3 protein-coding genes are annotated in these 2,594 nt (G+C 46.0%); 1 reads left to right on the top strand and 2 read right to left on the bottom strand.

Translation table 11 applies throughout. From position 1 onward, the window contains the following. Nucleotides 1–528 precede the first annotated feature (528 nt). Nucleotides 529–1,512: an integron integrase gene (locus tag ABYW01_RS18990; protein ID WP_372835881.1), complete on the top strand. Its 984-nt coding sequence runs from the start codon at nt 529–531 to the stop codon at nt 1,510–1,512. Nucleotides 1,513–1,583: 71 nt separating this feature from the next. Here the strand turns inward: ABYW01_RS18990 and ABYW01_RS18985 are convergent, their stop codons facing one another. Continuing rightward, nucleotides 1,584–2,036 carry a methyltransferase gene (locus ABYW01_RS18985; protein WP_372835879.1) on the bottom strand — a complete coding sequence of 151 codons (453 nt, stop codon included), beginning with the start codon at nt 2,034–2,036 and terminating at the stop codon, nt 1,584–1,586. Between the two features lie 193 nt (nt 2,037–2,229). Then, nucleotides 2,230–2,594: NUDIX domain-containing protein (locus tag ABYW01_RS18980; protein WP_372835877.1), on the bottom strand; the 365-nt coding region annotated here is incomplete at its 5' end.

Below are 2,594 nucleotides of genomic sequence, written 5' to 3'. Positions count from 1 at the left end.
TCCGTAAATTCCACCATTCCAGTTATCATATTCCGTATGATCGATGGTAATTTCAGAATGCGCTAGTATAGCTACCGCCTTTGTATTGCCCTCGTCTGCAAACAACCGAGCGAGCAAGCCAACAACAGGATATAGTTTCTCTTTAATTTCCGTTACTTGATCAGTTTGGTTCATCCTAGAATCCCATCATCAGGCTAACATTTTAATTCTGCGCCGCCGCGTTTTCGTCCCTCGCGAATACGTGAGAAACGTTGGCATCTATCTGAAGAGAAAGGACTTTGTGGATCGTATGCTTCTTCTCTTCCGATGAAAACGAGCATGCGCGTTTTGATTCTTTGCACTGGCGCTATATCTTCCCAGTGCGTTTCCTATCCATCTGATAATGCTAGATTTTCCGGGTCTACGCCAGTGCAAAAACACGCCACCTGCAGATATTTTTTGGGCGAGAACGCTCCGGTTAGCTTTACAGCGATCAATTCACTGTATATATATACAGAAAACCAGTTTCAGTTCACAAGGAGTGTGGCGATGGGAAGCAGCCCGTTTTTGAATCAACTACGACGCGAAATAAGGCTACGCGGATACAGCATCCGTACCGAAAAAACCTATCTCAGCTGGATCAAACGCTTTATTCGCTTTCACAACCTGCGCCACCCAACGGAAATGGGGCCTGCGGAAGTAAAAGCATTTTTGAGTCATCTCGCCAATGACCAGTTTGTTGCTGTAAATACGCAAAAAACAGCGCTGAATGCACTCGCCTTTATGTACCATAAGGTGCTGAATCAACCTTTAGGTGACATGGAGTTCAAACATGCAAAACAGTACCGACGATTACCGGTGGTGCTGTCTCCTGCCGAGGTTCAAAGACTTCTCAATTGTTTAAAGCAACCGTACCGACTTATATGTTCAATTCTTTATGGCAGCGGCTTACGCATTACCGAGTGCCTTCGTTTACGAATTCAGGATATAGACTTTGATAGGGGCACGCTCCCGGTTACAAAAGGTAAAGGCGGTAAAGATCGAAAGACACTCTTAAGTCAGGCACTGATACCGGATATTCAGCGTCAGATCGAATGTGCGAAACAGCTACAACAAAAGGACAACCAAAGCGGTCACGGCCCTTCTCTGCCAAACGCTTTGCATCGAAAGTTTCCCAATGCTTTTCGACAGCCTAGCTGGATGTACCTGTTCCCCTCCAGCACATTATGCAACCATCCGATTACCGGTATTTTATGCCGACACCACCTCCACGCCTCCGTACCACGCAAGCATCTAAAAGCTGCGGCGAAAGCTGCCGGGATCACCGATAAACGTATCAGCTGCCATACATTTAGACATTCTTTTGCAACAGAGCTACTTCAATCAGGCAAAGATATCAGAACGGTACAAGACCTATTAGGGCATAGCGATGTAAAGACAACTCAGATCTACACCCACGTAATAGGCAAACACTTTGCAGGCACACAAAGCCCTCTGGATCGTCTGGTTCACAATGCGGTCAGTGAGAGTTAGAGATACAAAATCCCACCAAAACGGCGAAATGAAGCTCCAGAATGGTGGGCAATGATAGGTTAACCCACCACTCACCGCGTAGACTTTAACTGATACAGATAGACAGGGGAGTTATAAAAATCATTGAGCCGAATAGTCTTATCAGGCTGATGCGAAGGCAGTGCAAAGTTATTACTGACAACAAAGCGGATATCACTTTCTTCCGATTCGATTTTGTTCTTTATTGAATCCATTCCGCCCGGATACAAATAACACACAATCACCTCGGCAGCTGACCAGTCAGACTTCAAAAAGTCTTGTCTGTATAGCTTCAGATTTTTTAGCCTGAGTATCTTTTTAACTATTACTGCCGTTAACCAAGGCATAATCGACAACTCATAGCCGACTATTTGTCGATGAGGGTATTTAAGCGCAAGAGGGATGACTAAATTGCCCCAACCGCATCCCAAATCTACTATCGCCCCAGTACCCGTCTCCTCAGTCAGTCGCATTATCGCCTGCCGTGCTGATTTTGAGCTTGGCATGGGGGATATGCCAACACGTAGGGTGCTCCAAGCAATAGAGACACCAACGGCCAACGTAAATAGGATTAGGAAAACCTCGAAGCCTGACAATTCGTAAACTCGCACTGTTAATGGTCAACGCCCCGAACACCGACGCGGCTACGGGGAACAATAAAGTCCCTTTTTAGGTACAGTTAGGTACAGCTATCCTCACTTATGTTGACTCTGTCAGTTGACGCTCCACCAGTGTCTCTGCGATCTCTCTCAACAAAAAAGTTTCCCTCTCAATCGAGAGCCCTTTCTTATCACTATTCGCGATCACAGCTTCATTATGCGCAATAGCCTCATAGATATTCATCCACACCGGCGTCATCCCGTTACTCACTTCATGTGACTCAAGGGCTGTCATACCCAGCTCTTCGTCAATCTCGCAAACATAACAGTATGAGATCATATAAATGACATCGGCGTCTGACTTGTACCAGGGACGATACTCATCATAACGCGCAAACGGTTTGACGTTGCGTACACCTTGCGCCCCTGTCTCTTCCTCTAACTCACGAATCAGACAAGTAACTT

This window comes from Pontibacterium sp., assembly GCF_041587635.1.
Lineage (GTDB): Bacteria > Pseudomonadota > Gammaproteobacteria > Pseudomonadales > Balneatricaceae > Pontibacterium.
Note: the sequence above shows the minus strand (reverse complement) of the source record. Positions and strands in the feature narration are given on the sequence as shown.